Origin of the sequence: Alcanivorax sp. IL2 (assembly GCF_047495475.1) — a bacterium.
In the GTDB taxonomy this organism is placed as follows: Bacteria; Pseudomonadota; Gammaproteobacteria; order Pseudomonadales; family Alcanivoracaceae; genus Alcanivorax.
The window spans coordinates 3,359,601-3,384,538 of record NZ_CP179932.1 but is presented as its reverse complement, the minus strand read 5'-3'; the positions used below and the strand labels follow the sequence as shown (position 1 = coordinate 3,384,538).

The 24,938-nt window shown below is 60.8% G+C and carries 24 protein-coding genes and 1 tRNA gene; 7 read left to right on the top strand and 18 right to left on the bottom strand.

Features of this window, described 5'->3' with window-relative positions; all coding sequences use genetic code 11:
- Positions 1–16: 16 nt before the first annotated feature.
- From ACMG4N_RS15580 to ACMG4N_RS15565, 4 genes are all read right to left on the bottom strand, one after another.
- On the bottom strand, positions 17–1,303 hold the full coding sequence (locus ACMG4N_RS15580; RefSeq protein WP_297767284.1) for an aspartate aminotransferase family protein: 1,287 nt from the start codon (positions 1,301–1,303) through the stop codon (positions 17–19).
- Between the two features lie 37 nt (positions 1,304–1,340).
- Positions 1,341–2,480 (bottom strand): isocitrate/isopropylmalate dehydrogenase family protein, encoded by a 1,140-nt coding sequence (locus tag ACMG4N_RS15575; RefSeq protein WP_297767282.1) that lies wholly within the window; start codon positions 2,478–2,480, stop codon positions 1,341–1,343.
- A 173-nt stretch (positions 2,481–2,653) separates the two neighbouring features.
- On the bottom strand, positions 2,654–4,108 hold the full coding sequence (locus ACMG4N_RS15570; protein WP_414432345.1) for an NAD-dependent succinate-semialdehyde dehydrogenase: 1,455 nt from the start codon (positions 4,106–4,108) through the stop codon (positions 2,654–2,656).
- A gap of 309 nt (positions 4,109–4,417) precedes the next feature.
- On the bottom strand, positions 4,418–5,236 hold the full coding sequence (locus tag ACMG4N_RS15565) for an inositol monophosphatase family protein (RefSeq protein ID WP_297767278.1): 819 nt from the start codon (positions 5,234–5,236) through the stop codon (positions 4,418–4,420).
- 182 nt (positions 5,237–5,418) lie between these two features.
- Between ACMG4N_RS15565 and ACMG4N_RS15560 the strand changes: the two genes are divergently transcribed.
- Both ACMG4N_RS15560 and cysE read left to right on the top strand, forming a co-directional pair.
- A complete protein-coding gene (locus tag ACMG4N_RS15560) occupies positions 5,419–6,192 on the top strand; it encodes an RNA methyltransferase (RefSeq protein WP_297767276.1) in 774 nt (257 codons plus the stop codon).
- 49 nt (positions 6,193–6,241) lie between these two features.
- Positions 6,242–7,009 (top strand): serine O-acetyltransferase, encoded by a 768-nt coding sequence (gene cysE, locus ACMG4N_RS15555; RefSeq protein WP_035248149.1) that lies wholly within the window; start codon positions 6,242–6,244, stop codon positions 7,007–7,009.
- 90 nt (positions 7,010–7,099) lie between these two features.
- Here the strand turns inward: cysE and ychF are convergent, their stop codons facing one another.
- Entirely contained in the window at positions 7,100–8,191 is a 1,092-nt protein-coding gene (ychF, locus tag ACMG4N_RS15550) for a redox-regulated ATPase YchF (protein ID WP_272974918.1), read from the bottom strand.
- Between the two features lie 184 nt (positions 8,192–8,375).
- Between ychF and ACMG4N_RS15545 the strand changes: the two genes are divergently transcribed.
- Entirely contained in the window at positions 8,376–9,116 is a 741-nt protein-coding gene (locus ACMG4N_RS15545; RefSeq protein WP_297767271.1) for a glutathione S-transferase family protein, read from the top strand.
- A 149-nt stretch (positions 9,117–9,265) separates the two neighbouring features.
- Here the strand turns inward: ACMG4N_RS15545 and pth are convergent, their stop codons facing one another.
- The 7 genes from pth to ACMG4N_RS15510 all read right to left on the bottom strand — a co-directional run bounded on the left by pth (position 9,266) and on the right by ACMG4N_RS15510 (position 15,100).
- Complete coding sequence (pth, locus tag ACMG4N_RS15540; protein ID WP_297767270.1) at positions 9,266–9,859, bottom strand: aminoacyl-tRNA hydrolase; 594 nt, start codon at positions 9,857–9,859, stop codon at positions 9,266–9,268.
- Between the two features lie 8 nt (positions 9,860–9,867).
- Positions 9,868–10,515, bottom strand: coding sequence for a 50S ribosomal protein L25/general stress protein Ctc (locus tag ACMG4N_RS15535; protein ID WP_297767268.1), 648 nt, complete (start codon positions 10,513–10,515; stop codon positions 9,868–9,870).
- A 281-nt stretch (positions 10,516–10,796) separates the two neighbouring features.
- Entirely contained in the window at positions 10,797–11,756 is a 960-nt protein-coding gene (locus ACMG4N_RS15530; protein WP_035248141.1) for a ribose-phosphate diphosphokinase, read from the bottom strand.
- A 69-nt stretch (positions 11,757–11,825) separates the two neighbouring features.
- Positions 11,826–11,901 (bottom strand) — tRNA-Gln (locus ACMG4N_RS15525).
- A gap of 21 nt (positions 11,902–11,922) precedes the next feature.
- A complete protein-coding gene (gene ispE / locus ACMG4N_RS15520; RefSeq protein ID WP_414432341.1) occupies positions 11,923–12,819 on the bottom strand; it encodes a 4-(cytidine 5'-diphospho)-2-C-methyl-D-erythritol kinase in 897 nt (298 codons plus the stop codon).
- Positions 12,816–13,400 (bottom strand): lipoprotein insertase outer membrane protein LolB, encoded by a 585-nt coding sequence (gene lolB, locus ACMG4N_RS15515; RefSeq protein WP_414432339.1) that lies wholly within the window; start codon positions 13,398–13,400, stop codon positions 12,816–12,818. The genes ispE and lolB overlap by 4 nt, the downstream gene beginning before the upstream one ends.
- Positions 13,397–15,100 carry a tetratricopeptide repeat protein gene (locus ACMG4N_RS15510; RefSeq protein WP_414432338.1) on the bottom strand — a complete coding sequence of 568 codons (1,704 nt, stop codon included), beginning with the start codon at positions 15,098–15,100 and terminating at the stop codon, positions 13,397–13,399. The genes lolB and ACMG4N_RS15510 overlap by 4 nt, the downstream gene beginning before the upstream one ends.
- Positions 15,101–15,376: 276 nt before the next feature.
- Here ACMG4N_RS15510 and hemA point away from each other — a divergent pair, with 276 nt between their 5' ends.
- From hemA to ACMG4N_RS15490, 4 genes are all read left to right on the top strand, one after another.
- Positions 15,377–16,648 (top strand): glutamyl-tRNA reductase, encoded by a 1,272-nt coding sequence (hemA, locus tag ACMG4N_RS15505; RefSeq protein WP_414432336.1) that lies wholly within the window; start codon positions 15,377–15,379, stop codon positions 16,646–16,648.
- 17 nt (positions 16,649–16,665) lie between these two features.
- Entirely contained in the window at positions 16,666–17,751 is a 1,086-nt protein-coding gene (prfA, locus tag ACMG4N_RS15500; protein ID WP_414432335.1) for a peptide chain release factor 1, read from the top strand.
- Position 17,752: 1 nt separating this feature from the next.
- Positions 17,753–18,586, top strand: a complete 834-nt coding sequence (gene prmC, locus ACMG4N_RS15495; RefSeq protein WP_414432333.1) for a peptide chain release factor N(5)-glutamine methyltransferase — start codon at positions 17,753–17,755, stop codon at positions 18,584–18,586.
- Positions 18,587–18,682: 96 nt separating this feature from the next.
- Positions 18,683–19,426, top strand: a complete 744-nt coding sequence (locus tag ACMG4N_RS15490) for a HesA/MoeB/ThiF family protein (protein ID WP_414432331.1) — start codon at positions 18,683–18,685, stop codon at positions 19,424–19,426.
- 146 nt (positions 19,427–19,572) lie between these two features.
- On the opposite strand, the gene ACMG4N_RS15485 is transcribed toward ACMG4N_RS15490, so the two are convergent.
- From ACMG4N_RS15485 to gatC, 6 genes are all read right to left on the bottom strand, one after another.
- On the bottom strand, positions 19,573–19,767 hold the full coding sequence (locus ACMG4N_RS15485) for a hypothetical protein (protein WP_297767256.1): 195 nt from the start codon (positions 19,765–19,767) through the stop codon (positions 19,573–19,575).
- 120 nt (positions 19,768–19,887) lie between these two features.
- The gene (locus ACMG4N_RS15480) at positions 19,888–20,670 is read right to left on the bottom strand and encodes a cyclic nucleotide-binding domain-containing protein (RefSeq protein ID WP_414432330.1); all 783 of its coding nucleotides are present in this window, start codon (positions 20,668–20,670) and stop codon (positions 19,888–19,890) included.
- Positions 20,671–20,820: 150 nt separating this feature from the next.
- Entirely contained in the window at positions 20,821–21,636 is an 816-nt protein-coding gene (locus tag ACMG4N_RS15475; RefSeq protein WP_414432329.1) for a crotonase/enoyl-CoA hydratase family protein, read from the bottom strand.
- Positions 21,637–21,719: 83 nt separating this feature from the next.
- Positions 21,720–23,159 (bottom strand): Asp-tRNA(Asn)/Glu-tRNA(Gln) amidotransferase subunit GatB, encoded by a 1,440-nt coding sequence (gene gatB / locus ACMG4N_RS15470; protein WP_414432327.1) that lies wholly within the window; start codon positions 23,157–23,159, stop codon positions 21,720–21,722.
- Positions 23,156–24,616, bottom strand: coding sequence for an Asp-tRNA(Asn)/Glu-tRNA(Gln) amidotransferase subunit GatA (gatA, locus tag ACMG4N_RS15465; protein WP_414432326.1), 1,461 nt, complete (start codon positions 24,614–24,616; stop codon positions 23,156–23,158). The genes gatB and gatA overlap by 4 nt, the downstream gene beginning before the upstream one ends.
- Positions 24,617–24,635: 19 nt before the next feature.
- On the bottom strand, positions 24,636–24,923 hold the full coding sequence (gene gatC / locus ACMG4N_RS15460; protein ID WP_290537603.1) for an Asp-tRNA(Asn)/Glu-tRNA(Gln) amidotransferase subunit GatC: 288 nt from the start codon (positions 24,921–24,923) through the stop codon (positions 24,636–24,638).
- Between the last annotated feature and the right edge of the window lie 15 nt (positions 24,924–24,938).

Genomic DNA, 24,938 nt, shown 5'->3' with positions numbered 1-24,938 from the left:
CCGGTGGTTTTCGATTTCAGCTTTTGCAGCCTGGGCAGCGTTTATCCTGATTATTGCACGTGCTGGCCAGCGCCTTGGCGAAGGCGCCCACGGCAATATCGATTTCCTCGCGGGTCACATTCAGTGCAGGAAGCCAGCGCACCACCTGGCCCTTGTGACCACAGCGAAGCAGCAGGACACCATCGTCCTCGCAGGCCTTGAGTATGGCAGCCGCGTGGTCGCCATCCGCAACGCCCGGTGAGCTGGTGATCTCGGCGCCGAGCATGAGACCCTGGCCGCGTATCTCTTCGATGCAGGGGAAATCCTGTTGAACGGCAACGAGTTTTTCCAGTAGGTAGTCACCCATTACACGGGCGTGCTCTACCAGCCCTTCTTCTTCGATCACGTCCAGGGTGGCGATGGCTGCGGCACAGGCAACCGCATTGGCGCCGTAAGTGCCGCCCTGGGAGCCGGGGTAGCCCTTGTCCATGAGTGACTTGCTGGCAGCGATGGCAGACAGCGGATAACCGCTGGCCAGCCCCTTGGCGGTAATCAGGATGTCGCCGGATACCCCGCTGTGTTCGTGGCTCCAGAACTTGCCGGTACGCCCGTAGCCGGCCTGGATTTCGTCCACAATCAGCAGGATGCCGTGTTCCTTGCAGCGTGCCTGCAGGCCTTCCATGAAGCGTTTCGGCGCCGGGTAGTAGCCATATTCACCCTGAACCGGCTCGATGATGATGGCCGCAGTGTCCTTGGGATTGCACTCGGTAATCATCACGTGGTCGAGTTCTTCCAGGCAGAAGTCCACTGTGGTGTCTTCGTCCCAGCCATAGCGGTAGGAATGCGGGAAGGGAGCCACCGACACGCCCGCCATCAGTGGTGCCCAGCCGGTACGCACCTTGTTGTTGGAGGTGGTCAGCGAGGCCGCCCCCATGGTTCTGCCATGGAAGCCGCCCCGAAACACCACAATGTTGGGGCGACCGGTAGCCTGGCGTGCCAGGCGAAATGCCGCTTCCACGGATTCACTGCCGGAATTGGAAAACGCGATAGCATCCATATGTGCGGGTAGATGCTTGTAGAGCCGGTCGGTCAGTTCAAGCAGGTTGGGATGTTTGACGGTGGCATATTGCGCGTGCACCAGTTTGGCGACCTGCTCCTGAGCGGCGGCCACCACTTTGGGGTGGCAGTGTCCGGTGGAGGTCACGCCGATACCGGAGGTGAAATCCAGCCAGCGGTTGCCTTCCTGGTCGTAGAGCCAGTTTCCTTCGCCGCGCTCTGCACAAATACCGCTGGATTGCACCAGCAGGGGGGACAGGTGACTCATAGTGCCTCCTTTCTGTTGTTGGCTTGCCAGCGCCGCTTCAGGCTGCCAGCCATTGGCATAGCCGTTGTCCGGTTTCCCGGGTACCCGAAAAGGCTTCACCGTCCGCCTCTCGAGCCAAGTCTGCCTGGATAAGGTCATGCAGATGTTGTGCCGCGCTGCCGATGGCCGGGTGATGGTGGGCCAGATTGTCCAGCAGCATGGCCAAGCTCATCAGTGTAGCGCGGGGGTCGGCCAAGTTCTGGCCGGCAATATCCGGAGCGCTGCCGTGAACGGGTTCGAACAGGGCCGGCAGGGCCGGTTCATTCGGGTTCAGGTTGGCGGATGGCGCCAGTCCCGGCCCGCCACACAGCACCGCCGCCAGGTCAGTAAGAATGTCGCCGTGCAGATTGCTGGCGACGACGACGTCGAAGCGCCAGGGGCACTGCACGAACTTCATGCAGGCGGCATCCACCAGCTCGTGATGGATGTCCACATCGGGAAACTCGGCGGCGATGCGGTGAAAGGTGTCCGTATAAAGGTCGCCCCAGAAGGGCTGGGCATTGCGCTTGGTGATCAGGCACACCTGGGCGTGCTTGTCGTCTTTGAACTGGCGCGGCATTTCCCGCTGGGTGGCCCGTTGACGGGCCCGCTGGAAAGCGTGGCGAATCAGCCGTTCGGTGGCGCGGGCGGTGAACACTTCTACCTGGGTGGCCACCTCCTGTGCCGTGCCCGGGGCGAGCCGCCCCCCCTGGCCGCTGTATTCCCCTTCACTGTTTTCGCGGATCACCAGCATGTCCACTTCCCGGGCGCGCGGGTCGGCAAGATACTGGGGCGAGCCGGGTAGCCAGCGGGCCGGGCGTTCGCAAGCCCACAGGTCCAGCTGTTTGCGCAGGGCCAGCAATGGTGCCAGCGAGACACTGTCGGAAAGGACAAAACGGGAAGGGTCTTCAAGCGGCCCCGGGTCGCCCAGAGCGCCCAGCAGCATGGCATCAAATTCGCGTAGCTGTGCGACCCCGTCGCTGGGCATCATCTCTCCATGGCTCTGATGCCAGGCGTGGGACGGCCAGTCAAAGCGGGTATGCTCCAACGGCAGCCGGTAGCGCTGGATCAGCAGGTCCAGCACTGCCTCCGCCACGTCCATGACTTCCGGGCCGATGCCGTCACCGGGGAGCAGGGCGATGTTCAACGCTTGTCCCATTCCGCCTCCTAATCAGCTGCAGGTCACTTTCTCCACGCTGCAACGCAGGCTGTGTCTTGGCAGTGGCGGCAATGTGTGCCCGCGATGCAAGCCTGTGTGCGTAAATGAAGCGCTGCGGTTACTGCAAGCAATGCGTCAGCATTCAGCGTGCAGCCTGTCTCGTGAAGCTGTCGTTAGCTACCCATACACAGGTACTTGTCTTCCAGGTACTCGTCCATGCCCTGGTGGGAGCCCTCACGACCCAGGCCGGATTCCTTGACCCCGCCGAAGGGCGCGGCAGCGTTGGAGATCAGCCCTTCGTTAACGCCCACCATGCCGCTTTCCAGGGCTTCTGCCACGCGCCAGCAGCGGTGGATGTTGTCGCTGTAGAAATAGGCAGCCAAGCCGTAGGGGGTGTCGTTGGCAATGCGAATGGCCTCCTCTTCCGTGCGGAATGGAATCACAGCAGCCAGCGGGCCAAAGGTTTCTTCCTGGCAGAGCTTCGCATCGGTGGTCACGCCGGTGATCAGGGTGGGCTGCACGAAGTTGCCACCGCGCTGATGACGTTGACCGCCGGTAACTACTTTGGCGCCCTTGCCCAGGGCATCTTCCAGATGCTCCATGACCTTGTCGGCGGCATCGCGGTTGATCAGGGCCGCCTGGCTGACGCCGTCTTCCAGACCATCACCGACTTTTATGGCCTCAATGGCGGTTTTCAGCTTTTCCACGAAAGCGTCGTGAATGCTGTCCTGAACCAGGAAGCGGTTAACGCACACGCAGGTCTGACCGGTATTGCGGAACTTGCTGGCCATGGCGCCTTCCACGGCCTTGTCCAGGTTGGCATCGTCAAACACGATAAAGGGCGCGTTGCCGCCCAGCTCCAGGGATACTTTCTGGATGTGCTTGGCGCACTGAGCCATCAGCTTGGAGCCCACTTCCGTGGACCCGGTAAAGCTCAGCTTGCGAAGAATGGGCGAGTCGGTGAGGGCGGTGGAAATGGCCCCCGCGCTGCCGGTAATTACATTGAACACGCCAGCGGGAATGCCCGCGCGCTCGGCCAGCTCGGCCAGGGCCAGGGCGGAGTAGGGGGTAGCACTGGCGGGTTTGACCACCATGGTGCAGCCGGCTGCCAGAGCTGCCCCGGCCTTGCGGGTGATCATGGAGGAGGGAAAGTTCCATGGCGTGATGGCGGCGGTGACGCCGATGGGCTGCTTGATCACCACAATCCGCTGGCCCGGCTTGGGGGCAGGAATGGTATCGCCGTAGGCGCGCCGTGCTTCCTCGGCAAACCACTTCAGGAAAGAGGCGGCATAGGCGATTTCGCCTTTTGCCTCGGCCAGGGGCTTGCCCTGCTCCAGGGTCATCAGTCGACCCAGGTCGTCCTGGTGTTCCATCATCAGGTCGTACCAGGCCTCCAGCAAAACGGCCCGTTGCGCGGCGGCCATATCCCGCCAGGCAGGAAAAGCCCTGTGGGCGGCATCGATGGCCTGGCGGGTTTCTGCTTCGCCCATGCGCGGCGAGGTGCCCAGGCTTTCATCAGTGGCCGGGTTGGTCACGGTGAAGGTGGCGCCGTCATCCGCATCGCACCAGTGGCCATTGATATAGCACTGCTGGCGAAACAGGGCGTTGTCAGTGAGGGTAACCGTCATCGTACATCTCCCGAGCTTTTTGCACCGTGTTGCGTATTACGCTAGCAAAGCAAGGGCAGATGTCCATGCCGGAAGAGAAAAATCGGTTCGGGGTCTAAGGAAAAGATGGGAGGGGTTGGCGTGGAAGGGTAACAATCTCGCCGTAGGGGCGCCGCTTGAGACGCGAATGATACGAAGCGAGAAGCGAGTAACGAAAATCAAAACCGAAGTACGTATCGCCTTTCGCGACTCGCTTCTCGGTACTCGCCTCGGATTTTTGCCTATTCGCGCCTCAAGCGGCGCTCCTACAGAGGCGTGAGAGTAGAGGATCTACCGACGCAAACTCTCGTTCAGGTGCGGTTTGATCTTCTGCAGCAGGCCCTTGAAGACTTTCGGGCTGCCGGCGACGATGCCGCCGCTTTCCAGGAATTTGTGGCCACCGCTCAGGTCGCCTACCAGGCCACCGGCTTCGGTGATCAGCAGGGCGCCGGCGGCCAGGTCCCACTCGGACAGGCCGAATTCGAAGAACCCGTCCAGGCGGCCGGCGGCCAGCCAGGCCAGATCCAGCGCAGCAGAGCCCGGGCGGCGCAGGCCAGCGGTGGCAGCAGCGATGTCGGCAAACATGCCCAGGTAGGCGTCCATGTGCGGCGCCTGGTCCTTGCGGAACGGGAAGCCGGTGCCGATCAGGCAGCCTTCCAGGCCGGGGCGGTTGGTGCAGCGGATACGGCGACCGTTGAGGGCGGCGCCACGGCCGCGGCTGGCGGTAAATTCTTCATCCCGATTGGGGTCATAAATCACCGCGTGCTCCAGCTTGCCCCGGTATTTCAGGGCGATGGAGACGCAGTACTGCGGGAAGCCGTGGATAAAGTTGGTGGTGCCATCCAGCGGGTCGATCACCCACTGATATTCGGCCCCGTCACCCTTGCCGCGGGTTTCGCCGGATTCTTCGGCCAGGATGCTGTGATCCGGGTAGGCCTTGAGGATCACCTCGATGATGCGTTGTTCGGCGGCCCGATCCACTTCGGTGACGAAGTCGTTCATCCCTTTCTTGCTGACAGATAACGGGTCATTGCTTTCGGCAGCACGACGAATCAGGTTACCCGCCTGACGGGCGGCTCGCAGGGCAATATTCACTTGCGGCGCATGCATGCATCTGTCCTCAAAAAAGTATTAGGGCTGTCAAAGAACGCCCGGCCAAATAAACCGGGGCGCGGATTGTAGCAGAGCCTGCGCGATCAGGGCAGCGTTAGGCGCCACTTAAGGGATTATTCAGTGATTCCCATGATAACATTGCCGCCTTTTCCGGCCAGACCCGTGTACAGGTACCTCTCATGCTAGAAAATGTGCGTATCGTGATGGTGGAAACCACCCATCCCGGCAATATTGGTGCCGCAGCCCGGGCCATGAAAACCATGGGCATGTCGGACCTGAGGCTCATCCAGCCCCGTGATTATCCGTCCGTGGAAGCGACTGCCCGGGCTTCCGGGGCAGGAGACGTGCTGGAAGCCGCCCAGGTCTGCGAGACGCTGGATGAGGCTCTGGAGGGCGCCACCCTGGTGATCGGCACCAGCGCCCGCCAGCGGCGCATTCCCTGGCCCTGTCTGACGCCCCGGCAGCTGGCGGCGCAATTGTCCCACGAGCCCGATGACACCCGTATTGCGGTGCTGTTCGGTCGTGAGGACCGGGGGCTCACCAATGACGAGTTGCGCCGCTGTAATCTGCATGTGAGCGTGCCCACCAATCCCGAGTACGGGGTCTTGAATGTGGCGTCGGCGGTCCAATTAATCAGTTACGAGCTGCGCATGGCTCTGCTGGGCGATGATTTCGATCTGAAGGAATCCCGTTCCCGTCGCGAGGCCATGCCGCTGCCGGAGATGTTCTGGGATGAGCCGTTGGCCAGCAACGAAGCGGTGGCCGGTTTCCTGGATCACCTGGAAAAGGTCATGGCGCAGAGCGGTTTCCTCAATCCTCAGCAGCCTGGCCAGGTCATGACGCGCATGCGCCGTTTGTTTATGCGCGCGCGACCGGACAAAATGGAAATGAGTATTCTGCGTGGTGTGCTGGTGGCGCTGGAAAGAAAAATGCCGCGCAATGACGGGAAGTAGCAAACGCTCCCCGTGTTATCCAACCGGCTATACCTGAGACGAGGTATCTATGTTTGATCGAGTACGCGAGGACATCGCGTCGGTATTCCACCGGGACCCCGCGGCGCGCAACACGCTTGAGGTGTTGCTGAATTACCCGGGCCTGCATGCGGTGCTGTTTCATCGTCTTGCCCATGGCCTGTGGAGGCGCAATTTCAAGCAACTGGCGCGCTTTGTTTCCACCTTCGCCCGCTGGATGACCGGCATCGAAATTCATCCCGGCGCCAAAATCGGTCGACGTTTCTTTATCGACCATGGCATGGGAGTGGTGATTGGTGAAACCGCAGAAATTGGCGATGACGTGACGCTCTATCATGGCGTCACGCTGGGTGGTACCAGCTGGAGCAAAGGCAAGCGTCACCCGACCCTGGAAGATGGCGTGGTGGTCGGTGCCGGTGCCAAGGTGCTGGGCCCATTCACCGTACACAAGAACGCCAAGATCGGTTCCAACTCCGTGGTCACCAAGGAAGTGCCGGAAGGGGCAACGGTGATAGGTATTCCCGGCCGGGTGGTCAGTAAGCCGATTACCGAGACGGAAAAGAACCGTCAGGAAATGGCAGAGAAGATCGGTTTTCAAGCCTATGGTGTCAGCAACGACATGCCCGATCCGGTGGCTGAAGCCATCCACCTTCTGCTGGATCACATGCACGCAGTGGACAACAAGCTGGACCGGGTCTGCAATAATCTCAAGAAGCAGGGGATTCAGGGTTGCGACGAGAAGCTGCCGGAGTTGAAGGATGAAGACTTCGAGCCGGTGAATGCCGGCGGCACGGACTGAAAAGCAGTTAACAGTTAATAGTGAATAGTTAACAGCGGAAACAAAAAAGCCGCGCCTGGGAGGGTGCGGCTTTTTTTATTCCGGGGGCGCTTAAACGTTAAACCGGAAGTGCACTACGTCTCCGTCCTTGACGATGTATTCCTTCCCTTCCAGGCGCCATTTGCCGGCATCCTTGGCGCCGGCCTCGCCGTTATTTTCGACATAGTCATCGTAGGCCGTGACTTCGGCGCGGATGAACCCCTTCTCGAAGTCGGTGTGGATGACGCCGGCGGCCTGGGGGGCGGTGGCGCCAACGCGAACGGTCCAGGCGCGAACCTCCTTCTTGCCTGCGGTGAAGTAGGTCTGCAGGCCCAGCAGGCTGAAGCCGGCGCGGATGACTCGGTTCAGGCCCGGCTCTTCCATGCCCAGGTCGGCCAGGAAGTCGGCTTTCTCTTCGTCGTCCAGCTCGGCAATTTCCGATTCGATCTTGGCGCAGATCGGCACCACGGAGGAATTTTCCTTCTCGGCCAGTTCGCGCACGGCGTCCAGCAGGGCGTTGTCTTCAAAGCCGCCTTCGTCCACGTTGGCGATGTACATGGTCGGCTTCAGAGTCAGCAGGTTGAGACTCTTGATGGCCTTGCGCTCATCATCGGTCAGCTCCACGGAACGTGCCGGTTGGCCTTCGTTGAGGGCGGGCAGCACCTTGTCCAGCACGGGCAGCAGGCCCTTGGCGTCCTTGTCCTGCCCCTTGGCAGCTTTGGTGGCACGCAGGTGAGCCTTCTCCACGGTGTCCAGATCGGCCAGCGCCAGCTCGGTGTTGATGATGTCGATATCATCCAGCGGCGAGACCTTGCCGGACACATGGATCACGTTTTCGTCATCGAAGCAGCGCACGACGTGGGCGATGGCATCGGTTTCGCGAATGTTGGCGAGAAACTTGTTACCCAGGCCTTCGCCCTTGGAGGCCCCGGCTACCAGGCCGGCGATATCCACGAACTCCATGGTGGCGGGCATGACCCGCTCCGGGCTGACAATGGCGGACAGCTTGTCCATCCGCGGGTCAGGAATCGGTACAACCCCGGTGTTGGGCTCAATGGTGCAGAACGGGAAGTTCTCGGCATCAATTCCCGCTTTGGTCAGCGCGTTGAACAGGGTGGATTTCCCCACGTTGGGCAGACCGACGATACCGCATTTGAAACCCATGACAGACCTCCGTTTTTCGAGGCCGCAATGCTACGCAAGCCGGGGCAAAAAAGCGACCGTGGCAGGTGCAGGATCAAGGTTAAGCCGGGTTGCTGGCGGGACGGACGTGTCAGGCGCTGTTGCCGCTAACGACGGGACAGGGGGCGGCTAGACTGCAAGTCCGCAAAACTGAACAAGAGTCACCATGGCCGAGCGTATTCTTTACCAGTTCCCCATCTCCCATTATTGCGAGAAATCCCGCTGGCAGCTGGACCACAAGGGTCTGGCATACCGTACGGTCAATTTGCTGCCGGTGGCGCATCGGGTGCGTACCCAGTGGCTGGCCCGTGGCAATACCGTGCCGTTGCTGCGCGACGGCAGGCGTCGGGTGAGCGATTCCACCAAAATCGCCTATTACCTGGAAAAGTACTACCCCGATCCGTCGCTGTTGCCCAAGGCCGGTGATGCGCGAGCCCGGGTCATTGAACTGGAGCAGCAGTTTGATCGTTACGGCGTGCATGTACGGCGCTGGGTGTACGGTCAGATTCTTGATCGACCGGAGGTAATGACGGCCCTGGTGGGCGATTGCGGCCTGCCTTCTCCCCTGGAACGGCTGGCGAAACCGCTGGTTCGCGAAGCAATACGTCGAGGTTACGCTATCAACCCGCAACGGGTGATGCGCTCGGAGCAGCGGGTGGAAGAGGCCTTGGCGCTCCTGGAGAGCGAGCTGAAGAAAGGCAAGGGGCAGTATCTGGTGGGTGACCGCTTCAGCCTCGCAGACATCACAGCCGCCAGTATGCTGGCGCCACTGCTCAGCCCGGAGGGCTCGCCCTGGGATCTGTTCGATGAAACCACGTTGTCACCGGCATTGCGCAAGCAGATCGAAAAATGGCGAGCCCGGCCGGCGGGGGAGTGGCTGTTGGCGAGGTACGCGCAGGATAGATAATAATCAGCTACGAGCTACGAGCTACGAGCTACGAGCTACGAGCTACGAGAAAAAGAAAAGCTGATATTGCGGCTGGGCTTCGTTTTAGCTGGGGCACAATCCTGCAAGCTAGAAGCTAGAAGCTAGAAGCTAGAAGCTAGAAGCTACCGTCAGGCTTTAAACCCGTTCAGCCGATTCATCGCCCCGTTCAAATCCCCGCGCAGCATATCGGCGGTGTGGTAAGCCGCTTCATCAATGGCGCGGTCGATCAGGTCACGGTCGGCCTGGGAGGGTTTGTTGAGGACATGGGGGGTGACGCGGTCGGCGGAGCCGGGGTGGCCGATGCCGATGCGTAGCCGGTAGAAGTCGCGGCTGTTGCCATGCTTGCTGATGATGTCGCGCAGACCGTTATGGCCGCCATGGCCGCCGCCTTGTTTGAAGCGGGCACAACCGGGGGGCAGGTCGAGTTCGTCATGGGCGACGAGCATCTGCGTGACAGGAATCTTGAAGAAATTCGCCAGAGCGGCGGTGGCCTGACCACTGCGGTTCATGAAGGTAGTGGGAACCAGCAGACGAATCGTTTCGCCTTCGAAGGTAAAGGTGCCGGTAAGGCCGAAATATTTCTTGTCTTCAGAAAGGAAAACGCCCTGGCGACGAGCCAGGGCGTCCACATACCAGACGCCGGCATTGTGGCGGGTGTCCTCGTATTCGCGGCCCGGATTACCCAAGCCTACGATCAGTCGAACCGGTTCCGCTACAGCCACAGTGCGTCTTATTCCTCGCCAGCGGCTTCTTCGCCTTCGCCTTCGCCGTCTTCGTCGTCAGCAGAAGCACGGACTTTCGGCGCGTGAACGGCGGCTACCGGCTGGTCGTGGTCGTCGCCCAGCGCGAGCTGAGTCAGTTCCACGCCTTTCGGCAGTTTCAGATCGGACAGGTGGATAATGGTGTCCAGCTCGGCCGCTGCCATGTCCACTTCGATGAACTCTGGCAGGTTCTGGGGCAGACAGCTGATCTCCACCTCGGCGATGTTGTGCTGAATCTCGCCGCCCTGTTTCTTCACACCAATGGAGCTTTCTTCATTGATGAAGTGCAGGGGCACGTTCATGGTGATCTTGTGGGTCTTGTCGACGCGCAGGAAATCCACGTGCATCGGGTGACCTTTGGCCGGGTGACGCTGCATATCGCGCAGGACTGCCTGCACCTCGGTGCCATCCAGTTTCAGGGTCAGTACGTGGCTGTAGAAGGCTTCGGTTTCCAGAGCCTTTTTCAGTTCGCGCAGTTCCACGCTGATCATCTGCGGCTCGTCTTTGCCACCGTAAATGATGCCGGGAACACGTTCTTGCAGACGACGCAGGCGGCGGCTCGCACCTTTCCCCATGTCGCTGCGGCTTTCAGCGAATAGCTGGAATTCATTGGACATGATATGTCTCCATTAAGCTCTCGGGCGTCCCGCGACCAGGTCGGCCAGAGAGGTTGATAAGCCACGGAGGATTCCGCGGGGGCGCGATTATGCAGGAAAAAGGCGCTGCGTGCCAGCGGAAAGGGCTTCAAGCCACAAGCTACAAGCTGCAACACGGTTTGGGATTGGGGTGGCCTAGAATGAAAGAGGCCGCGCACAGGAGCTGTGCGCGGCCTCAGGGGCTTCAATCTGGCAACAATTCATGTCGTGTTGAAGCTTGTAGCTTGATGCTTGCCGCTGATTTACACCAGCTCCAGCCGGTCGAACATGGCGCTCAGGGATTCTTCGTTGTTCACCCGGCGTACTGTTTCGGCCAGCATGGGCGCCAGGCTGAGCACGCGGATGTTGGCGCAGGCGCGGCCGGCTTCAGACAGCGGGATGGTGTCGGTGACGACCAGCTGGTCCAGAGCGCTGTTGGCGATGTTGTCGATGGCCGGGCCGGACAGTACCGGGTGGGTAATGTAGGCGTAGACCTTGGCAGCGCCGTGGTCTTTCAGGGCCTGGGCGGCCTTGCACAGGGTGCCGGCGGTATCGACCATGTCGTCCACCAGGATACAGGTGCGGCCTTCCACTTCACCGATGATGTGCATCACCTGGGAAATATTGGCCTTGGGGCGGCGCTTGTCGATGATGGCCAGGTCGGCATCGTTGAGCTGCTTGGCCAGGGCGCGGGCACGAACCACACCGCCCACGTCCGGGGATACCACCATCAGGTCATCGTGGTTCTGGCGTTCGATGTCCGCCACGATCAGCGGGGTGGCGTAGACGTTGTCCACCGGAATATCGAAGAAACCCTGAATCTGGTCGGCGTGCAGGTCGACGGTGACAACCCGGTCGATGCCCACGGCGGTAATCATGTCGGCGACCACCTTGGCGGTAATCGGTACCCGTGCGGAACGCACCCGGCGATCCTGGCGGGCGTAACCGAAATAGGGCATCACGGCGGTGATCCGGCCTGCAGAGGAACGACGCAGGGCGTCGGCCATGACCAGCAACTCCATGATGTTGTTGTTGGTGGGGTTGCAGGTGGATTGCACGATAAAGACGTCTTTGCCGCGCACGTTTTCCTGGATTTCCACGGCCACTTCACCATCACTGAAGGTGCCCACATCGGCGTTGCCAATGGGCAGGTTCAGGTGTTTGACCATGGCCTGGGCCAGTTCGGGATTAGCGTTACCGGTGAAAACGACGAGTTTGGACACTGGCGTCCCTCTTGAGTCGTGAATTTCGGGAGCCTCCGAGGAAAGGGGGGAGGGCTCCGGGCAAGAAAATGGCTGGGGTACCAGGACTCGAACCTGGGAATCACGGGATCAAAACCCGTTGCCTTACCAACTTGGCTATACCCCAACACTCGGTCTCAGGTCTGCGTTAAGCAGGTTTTCCTGAATTCTGTGTCTCTCGAAACTTCGCCAGTGTCTCTCCCAGTATCTGGTGGAGAGGAGAAGTATTACAGCTTCGAGCGACGAAACCTGTCCAGTGTTGTGGCAACTGTTGCAGCAGATGCTGCCCCTGTTGCACTCCGGCAAGGCGTGCAAAACAACAAGCGCCAGTGCCGGTCATACGGGCATTTCCCGTATGTTGCTTGAGCCAGTGAAGCAACTCCCCGATTTCTGGAAATTGCCGTATTGCTGCCGCTTCACAGTCATTGCGAAAGTCGCGGGTCAGCACCACCTCAAGCGAGGCCGGTAATTTACTGACGGGGGTATCCCTTGTCAATTGCCGGTCGCCGAAAATTCGAGCAGTTGACACATGAATTGCGGGATGAATGACTAAAAAAACGTCGTTTGGTAGAGAAACCGGGGTGATTTGCTCGCCGACCCCTTCCGCCCAGGCACTGTTGCCGCGCACAAAGACCGGTACGTCCGCCCCCAGCGACAGCCCCAGTTCTGCCAGCGTGTCCTCGGACAGGTCCAGACCCCACAGCGCATTGAGCCCCAGCAGGGCGGTGGCCGCATCGGAGGAGCCGCCGCCCACGCCACCGCCCATGGGCAGGTGTTTTTCCAGGACGATGCGGGCACCTTTCTGACAGCCGGTGTGGCTCTGCAGTAGATGGGCGGCCCGCAGGATCAGATTGTTGTGGTCGGTGGGCACCCCGGCCTGATCGCATTCCAGGGTCAGGGTGTCCGCCGGAGCGAAGTGCAGGGTGTCGCCCTGATCGAGCAGGGCAAACAGGGTCTGCAGCTCATGGTAGCCGTCCGGACGACGGCCGGTGATATGCAGGAACAGGTTCAGCTTGCCGGGGGCCGGAAGGGTCAGCATGGTCATTTTTCGGCGCCGGGCTGCCAGTCCTTGATCAGCAGGGTGAAGCGATTACCGTTCTGCCGCGCCTTGATGCGATAAGGCAGGGTAACGCCGGCTACCGGCTGGTATCGGTCGAACTCCAGGCTCCAGCCCAGTTGCTGCAGAGTTTGCAGGTGACCGCCTTCGTCATAGTCGGCCTCGCCATGGGCGCCGGGCCAGGGCAGGCCGCGGGCCCAGTATTGCAGGGCGGAGACCGGCAGCCAGAAGCCGGTCAGGTGCCAGGCCAGCTCGCCGGGGCTGCGTGCCTGATATTGCTCCTTGGCGGTAATCAGTTCGGCGCGGCCACTGTCCCAGCGCAGGTCGGCGCTACCGAACCCCAGCGGCCCGGAAAAGCGGATCTGCCCCCGATTGGGTTTCTGGGTCCAGTCGAAGGAGGCACTGCCGCCGTCATTGGCGGTGCGGTAGCCGAGTTTGCCGCTCATTGCCCAGCGGTCGATCTGGTTGGGGTGCTCGAAGGTGTCAGTGGTGGTGTGTCGCGACTGACAGGCACTCAGGGCCAGGGCCATCAGCGCCAGGGTGATAATGCGGGTGGGGCTCAGGGTCACAGGCGGGCTCCGAGTTTTTCCATGACTTCACGGATATGGGGGGCGTCCGGGTTACTGTTCAGGGTGTCGCGCCAGACCTGGCGGGCCTGGTGCTGGGCACCCAGTACCCAGAGGACTTCGCCGTAATGGGCGGCCACTTCCGGGTCGGGGAATTTGTCGTAGGCCCGGCGCAGGTAGTCCCGGGCGGCTTCCAGCTCGCCACGCTTGTAGAGTACCCAGCCCATGGAATCCAGGATGGCCGGATCGTCCGGGCGTAATTCCAGAGCCCGGGAAATATAGTCGTAGGCTTCGTCCAGACGCTGGGTGCGGTTGGCCAGGGTATAACCCAGGGCGTTGAGGGCGCTGGCATCGTCTGGGTCGATGGCCAGCACCCGCCGCAGATCGCTTTCCAGTTTTGCCATATCGCCGGTCTTTTCCGCGATCATGGCCCGGCTGTAAAGCAATTCGGTATTGTCCGGTTCTGTCTCCACTGCCCGGTCAAGCAGGACAAGGGCGCCTTGTGGGTCGCCGATAGTGTTACGCATTTCCGCTTCGGTGACGGTGAGGCTGGTGGCCAACTCCGGATGCTGCTGGGCCAGGCTGGCCATCAGCGCGCTGGCCTGATCATTGTTGCCTTGCTGGTAGAGCAAGCGGGCCGCCTGGACGTTGGCGCGAACGGCCTGGGGCCCCTGGACTTTCAGGTAATGGTCCACTGCCTGGGCCGGCTCTTCGGCCTGTTCGGCGGCCTGGCCCAGGTAGAGATGCATGTCATCGGGGCGATAATTCTCCGCCAGCAGGGCCTGCAGTTGCTGGCGGGCCGGTTCGGTGGCGCCGGCTTCCAGGGCCAGCAGAGCCAGCGAGAAGCGCAGATCCAGATCCTCCGGATGCTGCTCGGCCATGGTGGACAGTTGCTTCTCTGCTGCGCCGGTTTCACCGGCGGCCAGCAGCATGCGGATGTAGGTAATCCGGGGGCGCCGTGCCTGAGGATATTTGCGAACCAGTTTTTTCAGGTGGCGCAGGGCCTGCTTTTCTTCGCCGAGTTTGTGCAGTAACTGGGCCTTGAGTAGCAAGGCGTCTTCGTGGCGGGGCATCAGATCCAGCGCCCGTTCATCTGCCTCCAGGGCGCCGGCGTAATCGTTTTCATGCTCCAGCCAGAGCGCGCGGGCGTACCACAGTGGTGCCTGTTTCGGGTAGCGGTCGGAAAGTTGCGCCAGTGCCTGCACCAGTTGCCGGTTGCCCTGGGCATCCAGGCCACGGGCCTGACTGACCAGCCGGCCCAGGGCGTCGCCGCCGTGTTCGCCGAGCAGGGTATCCAGATAGCGGCTGGCGGCGTCGATGTTGCCCAGGCGAATTTCCGAAAGAATGGCCAGTTGCAGGGCCTCTTCGTTGGCGGGGACCGTCTCCAGCCACAGCTGGCTCAGTGCCAGGGTCTGCTGGTGATCTTCCAGATAATGGGCCAGTTGTGCTGCCTGGCTGATCACTTGTGGATCGCCGGTAGTCCGGGCCGCCTGGCTGTAATAGGCGAGCGTCACCCCCAGAGACTGGCGCTGGGCGGCCACTTCCGCTACCAGCAGGTCCGACAGGGTCTCACTGTCATAGCTCGGCGCGCTCTGGGTTGCCGCAGGTGGCTCGGGGTCGGCGGGTGTCGGGGCCGGTGTCTTGCTGGCGCAGCCGTTGAGCAGCAGGGCGCCGCACAGCGGCAAAAAAGCGAATCGCGTCATTAACCAGTATGCCTGTTTGATGGTCCGGCTATCATGGCACAGCGATCTGGGATTGCCCAAACCCTGTTGCTATCGGTGCTCGCTGTGTCGCTGATCAGCGGGCTCGTCATTGTTTTGGAGGGCGCTTTCACGCAAAATGCGTGACCCTTGCGTGGCCTGTTTTCACCGGGCTATTGCCTTCTGACGAGATTGGCGGACAGAGAGTTCCATGCGCCGCCAACACGTGTGTAAACCGGTGAGGAAAGTGGCCCGGGTCTGCTGCGGGCACGAGAGTCTATGAATCTAGTCGCTGTTGGCGTAAATCACACCACCGCGGATGTGGAGTTGCGTGAACGTCTGGCGTTCTCCACGCAGCAGGCGGAAGCGGCGCTGGCCAGCTTGCGAGACATGCCCGGGGTGCGCGAAGCGGCTCTGCTATCCACCTGTAACCGCACCGAACTGTATTGTCTGGTTGACGAGACAGTGCCGGATTTTGCTGCCTGGCTGGCGCAAAGCCGCCACCTGCCGGTGGACAAACTGGTGTCCGTACTCTACCAGCATCAGGGCGAGCAGGCCCTGGAGCACATGATGCGAGTGGCCGGCGGCCTGGATTCGCTGGTCCTGGGCGAGCCGCAGATTCTGGGCCAGATGCGTGAAGCCTATGCCCGTGCCCATGAGGCGGGGTTGTTGAATGGCGAGTTGTCGCGGCTGTTCCAGGAAGTGTTCTCGGTGGCCAAACGCATCCGTACCGAAACCGGTATCGGCGCCAACCCGGTATCCGTGGCCTATGCCGCGGTGTCTTTTGCTCGCCATATCTTTGCCGATCTGAAAAAGAGCCGCGCCTTGTTGATTGGCGCCGGGGAGATGATCGAGCTGGTGGCGCGCCACCTCAATGAGCAACAGGTCAGCGAAATCACCATCGCCAATCGTACCCAGCAGCGGGCTGCGGAGCTGGCCGCCAGTGTCGGCGGTCGCGGCATCAGCCTGGAAGAGTTGCCGGTGGCCCTGGAGCGGGCGGATATCCTGATTTCCTGTACCGCGGCGCCCCTGCCTATTTTGGGCAAGGGGATGGTCGAGCGCGCCCTGAAAAAACGTCGTCACAAACCCATGTTCATGGTCGATATCGCCGTGCCTCGCGATATCGAGCCCGAGGTGGGTGACCTGGATGATGTCTATCTGTACACGGTGGATCATCTGCAGGAAGCGATTCAGGAAAATGTTCGCGCCCGACAGCAGGCCGCCCAGGAGGCTGCCGAGCTGATTGGTGATGCCATCGTTCGCCACCGTCGCCAGCGTCGAGAGCAGGATGCGGTGAGTGTGCTGCGAGAGTATCGCCAGCAGCGCACCAGCCTGGCCGAGAGCGAGCTGGAGAAAGCGCTTCAGCAGTTGAACAATGGCGCAGACCCGGAACAGGTGCTGCGCAAGTTTCAGCATTCCCTGGTCAACAAGTGGCTGCATACGCCCAGCGTGACCCTGCGCAAGCTGGCGGCGGAGGGCCGGGCAGAATCATTGCTGCTGGCCCGCGAGTTGCTGCTTGACGACCCGGACACCTCGTCCGAACCGAAATAAATCCCTCTGAGGGTCTTATGAAAGCGTCTTTGCAAGGCAAGCTGGAAAAGCTCGCCGACCGTTTTGAAGAATTGTCCGGCCTGTTGTCGGACCCGGAGATTATTGGCAACCAGAAAAAGTTTCGGGACCTGTCCCGGGAATATTCGGAAATCGATCCGGTGGTGAAGTGTTATCAGAATTACCTGAAAGTCGCTGCCAACCTGGACGCTGCCAGGGCAATGCAGGATGACAGTGATCCTGAGATGCGTGAAATGGGGCAGGAAGAGGCCCGTGACGCGACGACGAAGATGGATGCACTGGCCGACGAGTTGCAGAAACTGATGTTGCCCAAGGATCCCCGCGATGGCGCCAATGTGTTTCTGGAAGTGCGCGCCGGCACCGGCGGTGATGAGGCGGCGATTTTTGCCGGTGATCTGTTCCGCATGTACAGCAAATATGCCGAGCAGAATGGCTGGAAAGTCGAGCTGGTCAGTGCCAGCGAAGGCGAACATGGCGGCTACAAGGAAGTGATCGCACGGGTCATCGGTGATGGTGTCTATTCGCGCTTCAAATTTGAATCCGGTGCCCATCGGGTGCAGCGGGTGCCGGCGACGGAATCCCAGGGGCGTATTCATACCTCTGCCTGTACGGTTGCGATCATGGCGGAAGCCGAAGATCTCGGTGATATCCAGATTCGTACCGAAGATCTGCGTATTGATACCTACCGTTCCTCCGGTGCCGGGGGGCAGCACGTGAACACCACCGACTCCGCGGTGCGAATTACTCACCTGCCCACCGGTGTGGTGGTGGAATGCCAGGATGAGCGTAGCCAGCACAAGAACAAGGCCAAGGCCATGAGCCTGCTCAGCGCCAAACTGTATGATGCCCAGCAGAATGCCGCCCATGCGGAGCAGGCGGCAGAGCGTAAATCCCTGGTCGGCTCCGGTGACCGTTCCGAGCGCATTCGCACCTACAATTATCCCCAGGGCCGGGTGAGCGATCATCGCATCAACCTGACGCTTTACCGGCTTGGTGAAATCATGGAAGGGGACCTGGATGAACTGCTGGGTGCGCTGATGTCCGAACACCAGGCGGATCTGTTGGCGACCCTGGGCGACAGCTGAGATGCGCATTGATGCGGCCCTGCGCCAGGCCCGTGAACGGCTTGCCGCGTCCCCCAGTGCGAGCCTGGATGCCCAGGTGCTGTTGTGCCATGTGCTGGTGCGGCCGCGCAGTTATCTGTTCACCTGGCCGGAAAGGGAGTTGGATGCGCAGCAGCAACAGCGATTTCTGGCCCTGCTGGCGCGCCGCGAACAGGGTGAGCCCGTGGCGCACCTGACCGGCGAGCGTGAATTCTTTGGCCGTCTTTTCACCGTTACCGCCGATACCCTGATTCCCCGCCCGGACACGGAAACCCTGGTGGAGCTGGCATTGCAGCTGGGCCCCGCCGGCCCCGCCCGGGTCGTGGACCTAGGCACCGGTACCGGTGCCATTGGCCTGTCTCTGGCGCTGGAGCGCCCCCAGTGGCAGGTGACCCTGGTCGATCTGAGTGCCGAGGCCCTGTCGGTGGCCCAGCGCAATGCCCGTGACTTGTCTGCCCGGGTGACCTTGCAACAGGGCAACTGGCTGCAGGGTTGCGAGGGTCTGTTCGACCTGATCGTCAGCAACCCGCCCTATATCGACCCGACGGATCATCACCTTGAACAAGGCGATGTGCGCTTCGAGCCACGTTCTGCGTTAGTGGCAGATCAGCGGGGCCTGGCGGACCTGGCCACCATCATCACTCAGTCGTCCTCCCGGCTGGTTGTCGGCGGCTGGTTGCTGCTGGAACATGGTTACCAGCAGGGGGCTGAGGTGCGTACCTTGATGGTGGCGGGTGGTTTTGACGCGGTGCGTACAGAGCGGGATTTGGGGGGGAATGAGCGGGTGACGGTGGGGCAGTTAACAGTTAATAGTTAACAGCGAAAAACCCCGAACACCGAATCAGTAGGGTGCACTGAGCGCAGCGAACTGCACCATGGAATGCTAGGGCCTTTGCGTGCCAGCGAGATGACGATGCTTAACGACGACCAGCTACTTCGCTACAGCCGCCAGTTGATGGTGGAGGACTTTGACCTGGCCGGGCAGGAAGCCCTGGCGGGAGCGAGGGTGTTGGTGGTGGGCTGTGGCGGGCTGGCCAGCCCGGCGACCTTGTACCTGGCCGGTGCGGGAGTCGGCGAGCTGGTGCTGGCAGACGATGACGCGGTGGAGTTGAGTAACCTGCATCGGCAGGTGGCCTTTCGGGGCGCCGATGTGGGCCAGCACAAGGCCGAGGCCCTGAAGGCGCAATTGCTGGCGCTGAACCCGGAGGTGTCGGTACAGGCACATACCCTGCGGGTCGACGCAGACTGGCTGGATCGGGAGGTGGCAGCGGCCAGTGTGGTGCTGGACTGCACGGATAATTTCGCCACGCGTCAGCGTATCAATCAGGCCTGTGTGATTCACCGGGCGCCGCTGGTCAGCGGCGCCGCCATCCGCATGGACGGACAACTGGCGGTGTTCGATCTGCGCCAGCCGGACAGCGCTTGCTACGCCTGCGTCTATGGCGATGGCACTGACGGCGATCTGGCCTGCAGCCAGGCGGGTATCGTCGGCCCGGTGGTGGGTACCATCGGCACCCTGCAGGCACTGGCTGCCATACAGGTGCTGCAGGGCAAGCCTCTGCCCGCCAGCCTGCGGTTGTTTGACGGCCGAACCCTGTCCTGGCGGGAAATGCGCTTTCATAAAGATCCGGCCTGTCCGGTCTGTTCCCGGCCATAACCGCAGGGCCTGGCTTGTATTGGTAGATGCAAGTCTTGAAGGGCAAGGCTCTCGGCTATAGCCGTTTTCTGCTCTTCACTTCTCGTCCCTCGTTCCGTTTGCGGATCCTCCCTATGCAGTCTGTGTCTGCCAGAGAGCCGGGATCATTACTCGGCGGGTGGTGACGTTTCACCGGGATCATCCTGGCGGCTGGAAGGGGATTGCGGTGTGGTAACGGTTTGCTGCTCTGGCTCCAGCGTAAAGCCGGGCTGGGTGATCTCGGGCTGGGAGTCAGACAGGAAATAGACTGCCACCAGAATCAGCAGGCAGATAATGATGGCGATGGAGAGAATATGGCGCATGATCGGGACCTCCCTGGCTGAGGACGAGAAGGTCGGCCTTGCGAGAAGTTGTGCGGGCCAACCTCTGTCCTTCCAATATAGGCCCCTTTTCCGGGAGGGACAATATAGGGCCTCACAGGCTCAGGCGGACAGCTGGACCACCTGATTATTCAGATCGGTGACCTGCCGTGCCATGTCGGTAAGCAGGCTGTGGATCATGCCCGGGTTGGTGCGGATCAGGTCCTTGAATTGATGCTTGGGCACCTTGACCACGGAGCAGCGGCGTTTTGCCCTCACCGTGGCGCTGCGCGGGGAGTGGGTAAGCAGGGCGATGGCGCCGAGCACTTCGCCTTCACTGACATGGCCCACGACCACATCGTCCACCAGCACATCCGCCTGACCTTCGAACAGGCTGAAGACATAATCCGCCGGTTCTCCCTGACGGATGATCACGTCGCCGGGTTCGAAATAGGCAAAGCCCGGGGTGGTATGGCTTTCTTCCGGCACGTAGGCCGCCAGCAGGCGTAGCAGCATGGCTTGCTGGATGGTGAGGATGCGTGTCCACAGCCGCGCCAGTTGTTCATCGGCCAGGGCAGCTTCCACCAGTTTTACGGTGGGGTAGGCGGCCAGTAACACCGCGCTCTCTGCGTAGTAGGTGACCTCGTCGCTGCCCGCGTCCGGGAGAATCATGTCCCCCTCGTCCCAGGTAAACAGCTTGCGTGTCTGGCAGCGCATGCCCAGCATGCCGCCTTTCACCACATAGGTGGTGTCGGCACACATGCCTTGCTGGAAGGCATCCTCGGTGGGGGCCAGAGGGAATGACTGGGGTTGCAGCGGGAGCTGCCCGATAAATTCATCGACCAGACGTTTGTACATGCGGGTTAGGGCGGAAAAGCCGCCGCTGGCTTCGGCCACGGAAATCATGCTGTGCCTCAACAAACTCAGATTTTTGCCTGAGTATGCCGTAAGAAGCGGCTACGAAACAGGGGTGAGTTGGCAGTTGCAGGGGGTGATGGTTTTGTTGCGTGGCCAGGGTGCAAGTCGCTGTGTGATGTGCACCCTGTCGTCATTACCTCAGTAGTCCCGTTCGCGGGGGCCGAATTGCGGCTTTTCCTTTTTCTGGCCCGCCTGCAGGGCACGACGATAATTCTTGCCGCGCAGCAGCTTGAACTGCAGTTTGCTTTCGGTATCGAAGGCCTGGGCTTCCGGTACATTCCAGGTCTGCTGGAACAGACTCTTGGCGGCGCTGATGCCATCCGGGGAGCGGGTCTTGATGGCCTCGGCCAGTTGCTCGGCTTCTGCCAGTGGGTCGTCGGCAACCCGGGTCACCAGGTTAAGGGCCTTGGCTTCGTCGCCCTTGAACAGTCGGCCGGTCATGGTCAATTCCTTGGCCACATCCATGGGAACCAGTTCGCGCAGGGTGACACTGCCGGTCATGTCCGGGATCAGCCCCCACTTGATTTCCATGATCGACATTTCGCAGTCCGGGGTGCTGATACGGAAATCCGCCGCCAGGGCGATCTGCATGCCGCCGCCGTAGCAGTAACCATGCAGTACCGTGATCACCGGAATGGGGAGTTCGCGCCAGCACCAGCAGACTTCCTGAAACAGGTTGGTTTTCTTGATGCCGTATTTGGTAAAACCTTTCAGTAATTTCAGCGGTTGTTTCATCACCGTGCCGAAATCCAGCCCGGCACAAAATGCCTTGCCTTCGCCCTGCATAATGACCACGCGCAGGCTTTTGTCTTTGCGTACGGCTTTGGCAGCTTCCAGCAGCCCTTCCATCATGGCGAAATCCAGGCCGTTGTATTTGTCGGCGCGGCTCAAAGTGACATAAGCAATGTCATTTTTCTTTTCCAGGGTAACGCGGTTCTGGAAGGTGGTGGTCATATAGCCTCCGGCTGGCTGGTACGCCGCATGCTCCACGCCAGCACGCCAAAAGCGTGATGCGTGGAGCGTGTGGGAGTGATGCGTTATTGCAGTTTTTTCTGCAATAACTGGTTCAATTGCTGCGGGTTTGCTTTGCCCTGTGTTGCCTTCATTGCCTGGCCAACAAAGAAACCGATTTTTTTCTTTTTCTTGGCGTCGTCAGAGTTGCGGTAATCCTCAACCTGGGGGGCGTTGTTGGCGATGATGTCATCGACGATTTTTTCCAGCTCGCCGCTGTCGCTCATCTGCTTGAGGCCCTTGGCTTCAATGATGGCATCCGGGTCACCTTCGCCGGCCCAGCAGGCTTCGAATACCTGCTTGGCAATTTTGGAACTGATGGTGCCGTCCTTGAGACGGGCGATCAGCTGGCCCAGTTGTTCAGCGGAGACCGGGCTGTCGCTGATCGCTTTTTCTTCCGCGTTCAACCTGGCGGCCATTTCACCCATCACCCAGTTGGCTGCCAGCTTGGCGTCGCCGCCCGCTTTGCTAACCGCTTCAAAGAAGGTGGCGGTAGCGACCGAGCCGGACAGCAAATCGGCGTCGTACTCGGACAACTGATAGTCGTCCATGAAACGTGCCTTGCGTGCATTGGGCAGTTCCGGCATGGCGGCTTTCAGTTCCTCGAGATCGGCGTCGGTAATGGCTACCGGCAGCAGATCCGGGCAGGGGAAGTAGCGGTAGTCGTTGGCGTCTTCCTTGCTGCGCATGGAGCGGGCGGTGTGCGTGTCGCCATTATAGAGACGCGTCTCCTGCACGATTTTGCCGCCGTCTTCGAGCACATCGATCTGTCGTTCCACTTCCAGGGCAATGGCTTTTTCCATGAAGCGGAAAGAGTTGAGGTTTTTGGTTTCGGTGCGAGTGCCCAGTTCATCGCCGGGCTTGCGGATAGACACGTTTACATCAAAACGCATGTTGCCCTGGGACATGTCGCCATCACAGATACCGATGGAAGTCACAATCGCATGCAGTTTGCGGGCAAAGGCCACGGCTTCTTCCGCGTTGGACATATCCGGTTCGGTGACCACTTCAATCAGTGGCGTGCCGGCCCGGTTCAGGTCGATGCCGGTCATGCCATGGAAGTCTTCATGTAAAGACTTGCCGGCGTCTTCTTCCAGATGCGCATGATGAATGCGCACGGTTTTTTTCTCGCCGCTTTCCAGCTGAATTTCTACCTCACCGGCACCAACGATAGGTTCGGCGAGCTGGGTGGTTTGATACCCTTTCGGAAGATCCGGATAAAAATAATTTTTTCGTTCAAACACACTGTGACGGCAGATATCTGCATTGATGGCCAGGCCGAACAGCGCGGCTTTGCGCACCGCTTCCTTGTTCACCACCGGCAGGGTGCCGGGCATGCCCAGGTCTACCAAGGATGCCTGGGTATTCGGCTCGGCGCCGGTGGACAGTTTGCTGCCGGAAAACAATTTGCTGACGGTATTGAGCTGGACATGAATTTCCAGACCAATCACGACTTCCCAACTCATTGGTCACCTCCAAACACGGGTGCCTGTTTATGCCAGTCGGTGGCCTGTTGATATTTGTGCGCCACGTTGAGGATTTGCCCTTCCCGAAAATAGTTACCGATCACCTGGGTGCCGGTAGGCAGGCCGTTGATAAAGCCGGTGGGCATGGACAACGCCGGCAGGCCCGCCAGGTTAACGCCGATGGTAAAGACGTCGGCCATGTACATGCTCACCGGATCGTCTTTTTTGGCGCCCAGTTTGAAGGCGGTTTCGGGGGCGGTTGGGCCCATCAACACGTCCACTTTTTCGAAGGCGCGTGCGAAGTCATCACGGATCAAGCGACGGACCTGCTGGGCGCGACGGTAGTAAGCGTCGTAGTAACCGGCGGACAGGGCGTAAGCACCGACCAGAATACGGCGCTTCACTTCATCACCGAACCCTTCGGAGCGGGAGCGTTTGTACAGGTCTTCCAGATCTTTCGGGTCGTCACAGCGGTGGCCGAAACGCACGCCGTCGAAGCGGCTCAAATTGGAGCTGGCTTCTGCCGGGGCGATCACGTAATAGGCCGGTACTGACAGCTTGATGCTGGGCAGTGATACAGAGACGACCTTGGCGCCCAGTTTTTCCAGTTCGCGAATCGCGGCGTGGCTGTTGTCGGCGATGGCGCCATCCAGGGTGTCCGGGAAAAACTCTTCCGGGATGCCGATGGTCAGGCCACTGATGTCGTTGTTCAGGGTGCCCAGATAGTCATCCACTTTTTCATTGAGGCTGGTGGAGTCACGATGGTCGTGACCGGCCATGGCCTGCAGCATCAGGGCACAGTCCTCGGCGCTCTGGGCCATGGGCCCGGCCTGATCCAGGCTGGAGGCGAAGGCGATCATGCCCCAGCGGGACACGCGGCCGTAGGTGGGCTTGAGGCCGGTGATGTTGTTCAGGGCCGCTGGCTGGCGGATGGAGCCGCCGGTGTCAGTGCCAGTAGCGCCAGGGGCCAGACGGGCGCCCAGACAGGCCGCCGCACCGCCGGAGGAGCCGCCGGGCACCCGTTCCAGATTCCAGGGGTTCTTCACCGGGCCGTAGTAGCTGGTTTCGTTGGAGGAGCCCATGGCGAACTCGTCCATGTTGGTCTTGCCCAGCATTACCGCGCCTTCGGCGGCCATCTTTTCCACCACGGTGGCGGTGTAGGGGGCAATAAAGGAATCCAGCATCTTCGAGCCGCAGCTGGTGCGCACGCCCTCGGTGCAGAAGATGTCCTTGTGGGCGATCGGCAGGCCGGTGAGCAGGCCGCCATTGCCAGCCGCGAGGGCAGTATCGGCTGCATCCGCCTGGGCCAGGGCCTGTTCGGCGGTCACGGTAATAAAGCTGTTCAGCTCGCCGTCGTGCTGCTGAATGCGGGCCAGGAAATGCTCGGTGAGCTCCCGGGAGGAGAAGTCCCCGGCAGTCAGACCGGCTTTGAGTTCTGTCAGTGTCTTGTTGTGCATGGCGTTGCTCATCACCTGTTTACTCAATCACCCGGGGAACCAGGAAACAGCCGTCTTCGGCAGCGGGGGCGATGTCCAGTGCCTTGTCGCGCACGTTGGGCTCGCTGACTTCGTCTTCACGCAGGGGCTGGGTCACGTCCAGAGGGTGGGCCATGGGCGCCACATCGGCCACATCGGCCTGCTGTAGTTGGTCCACCATGGCAAGAATGTCATTGAGACGGTCGGACAGGGCGGCGCTGTCTGCCTCATCCACTTTCAGGCGCGCCAGATGGGCCACCTGGGCTACCACCTTGGAATCAATGGCCATGATTCTCTCCGTTGG

Excerpts from the sequence above, each read along its gene's own strand:
- gatA (WP_414432326.1), bottom strand. The coding sequence starts at position 24,616 with ATGCACAACAAGACACTGACAGAACTCAAAGCCGGTCTGACTGCCGGG.
- gatC (WP_290537603.1), bottom strand. The coding sequence starts at position 24,923 with ATGGCCATTGATTCCAAGGTGGTAGCCCAGGTGGCCCATCTGGCGCGC.
- ACMG4N_RS15560 (WP_297767276.1), top strand. The coding sequence starts at position 5,419 with ATGCTAGAAAATGTGCGTATCGTGATGGTGGAAACCACCCATCCCGGC.
- ychF (WP_272974918.1), bottom strand. The coding sequence starts at position 8,191 with ATGGGTTTCAAATGCGGTATCGTCGGTCTGCCCAACGTGGGGAAATCC.
- ACMG4N_RS15510 (WP_414432338.1), bottom strand. The coding sequence starts at position 15,100 with ATGACGCGATTCGCTTTTTTGCCGCTGTGCGGCGCCCTGCTGCTCAAC.
- ACMG4N_RS15475 (WP_414432329.1), bottom strand. The coding sequence starts at position 21,636 with ATGACCACCACCTTCCAGAACCGCGTTACCCTGGAAAAGAAAAATGAC.
- prfA (WP_414432335.1), top strand. The coding sequence starts at position 16,666 with ATGAAAGCGTCTTTGCAAGGCAAGCTGGAAAAGCTCGCCGACCGTTTT.
- ACMG4N_RS15535 (WP_297767268.1), bottom strand. The coding sequence starts at position 10,515 with ATGTCCAATGAATTCCAGCTATTCGCTGAAAGCCGCAGCGACATGGGG.
- gatB (WP_414432327.1), bottom strand. The coding sequence starts at position 23,159 with ATGAGTTGGGAAGTCGTGATTGGTCTGGAAATTCATGTCCAGCTCAAT.
- ispE (WP_414432341.1), bottom strand. The coding sequence starts at position 12,819 with ATGACCATGCTGACCCTTCCGGCCCCCGGCAAGCTGAACCTGTTCCTG.
- prmC (WP_414432333.1), top strand. The coding sequence starts at position 17,753 with ATGCGCATTGATGCGGCCCTGCGCCAGGCCCGTGAACGGCTTGCCGCG.
- ACMG4N_RS15565 (WP_297767278.1), bottom strand. The coding sequence starts at position 5,236 with ATGCATGCGCCGCAAGTGAATATTGCCCTGCGAGCCGCCCGTCAGGCG.
- hemA (WP_414432336.1), top strand. The coding sequence starts at position 15,377 with ATGAATCTAGTCGCTGTTGGCGTAAATCACACCACCGCGGATGTGGAG.
- ACMG4N_RS15575 (WP_297767282.1), bottom strand. The coding sequence starts at position 2,480 with ATGGGACAAGCGTTGAACATCGCCCTGCTCCCCGGTGACGGCATCGGC.
- cysE (WP_035248149.1), top strand. The coding sequence starts at position 6,242 with ATGTTTGATCGAGTACGCGAGGACATCGCGTCGGTATTCCACCGGGAC.
- ACMG4N_RS15545 (WP_297767271.1), top strand. The coding sequence starts at position 8,376 with ATGGCCGAGCGTATTCTTTACCAGTTCCCCATCTCCCATTATTGCGAG.
- ACMG4N_RS15485 (WP_297767256.1), bottom strand. The coding sequence starts at position 19,767 with ATGCGCCATATTCTCTCCATCGCCATCATTATCTGCCTGCTGATTCTG.
- ACMG4N_RS15570 (WP_414432345.1), bottom strand. The coding sequence starts at position 4,108 with ATGACGGTTACCCTCACTGACAACGCCCTGTTTCGCCAGCAGTGCTAT.
- ACMG4N_RS15580 (WP_297767284.1), bottom strand. The coding sequence starts at position 1,303 with ATGAGTCACCTGTCCCCCCTGCTGGTGCAATCCAGCGGTATTTGTGCA.
- ACMG4N_RS15480 (WP_414432330.1), bottom strand. The coding sequence starts at position 20,670 with ATGATTTCCGTGGCCGAAGCCAGCGGCGGCTTTTCCGCCCTAACCCGC.
- ACMG4N_RS15490 (WP_414432331.1), top strand. The coding sequence starts at position 18,683 with ATGCTTAACGACGACCAGCTACTTCGCTACAGCCGCCAGTTGATGGTG.